This is a genomic window from Nonomuraea sp. B19D2 (assembly GCF_040137845.1).
In the GTDB taxonomy this organism is placed as follows: domain Bacteria; phylum Actinomycetota; class Actinomycetes; order Streptosporangiales; family Streptosporangiaceae; genus Nonomuraea.
The window spans coordinates 1-1,064 of sequence record NZ_JBEFAK010000152.1; the positions used below are offsets into that span (position 1 = coordinate 1).

The following is a 1,064-nucleotide window of genomic DNA, read 5'->3' on the forward strand; positions in this document are numbered from 1 at the left end:
CCACTCGTTCTGCGGTAATATTCCACCGAAGGAGTATGAAGGCGCCTTCTATAAGGCGCAGGAATCTGCTACGTCATTCGCAAGTTCGCAGGAATCGTAGCCTCCAAGATTCCCGGGACGGTCCACTTACGCCCGAGTGAGGCAGATCGCCTCCGCTGTCCTACCAGGGATGCGCTGGCGTCGGCTTCCACTTTTTCGCTACGCCGTGTTCTGGCGCAAGCCCGCCTGAAGAGCCGGTGCTCGACGTCGACGAACGCGCACGCCTGGGCGAACGTCACCGGTATGCTCCCCGGCCGGGACGCCGATTGGGAGGCATGGCGGGCATCCTCCCCAGGCAGAACCGGCCGCCCTCGGAAGGATGCCCACCGGTGACCGCCCAGCTATGCTGACTGCCGCCAGCAAATGATCACCTGTGTTGCGACGACCCCTGGAATTCGCCACTGATGCGCAGGGGCGGGGGTTCTTCATGTCCGGCTGTCTACGGGCTCTCGCCGAGCGTTTGCGGGTACCCGTGCCAAATACATGCGCACGTTCATAGCCCGTGGACCGGTTCTGCTGCTCGCGCTCGTCGCCATCGTCATCTACCTGGAGTCGCGCATGGTACGCCCGTACAGGGCATGTAAGGCGTGGGCCTGGCTCAGTCGGACGGCTTGTTAGGCGGCCGCCCCTGGCGCTTGTCACGAGCTTCCAGAATCCATTCGGCCAACTTGTTCCATTGCCGTTCAGTGTGGGGATCGGCTTCGATCTCGACCCACGGCCCACGGTTGATGATGGTCAGCGCGCCAAGATCCTCCGCACGGTGCGCCAGCTCCTGAATGGCTTCCTTCCGCGCATCTGGATCGCCGTCCGCTGACGCCTGCTGAACAAGAGACTCGACCTCCTCACGAGCCTGCTGCTCCATCACCTGAAGGTCGATCTGGCCGCCGGGAAACTGCACAGTGAGCTGCCCCGGGTTGGTTGGAGGCTCCCAAGACTGGAAGGCTGGGAGTCGTGCCCGCACCGAGGAAGTACCCCCAAGAGCTGCGTGAACGCGCCATCAAGATGGTGTTCGACCTGCGTGAGGA

At 63.1% G+C, this 1,064-nt stretch carries 1 protein-coding gene; it reads right to left on the bottom strand.

Annotation, left to right across the window (positions count from 1 at the left end):
* Positions 1–637 precede the first annotated feature (637 nt).
* Positions 638–937, bottom strand: coding sequence for a hypothetical protein (locus ABN273_RS59225; protein ID WP_349458600.1), 300 nt, complete (start codon positions 935–937; stop codon positions 638–640).
* Positions 938–1,064 lie beyond the last annotated feature (127 nt).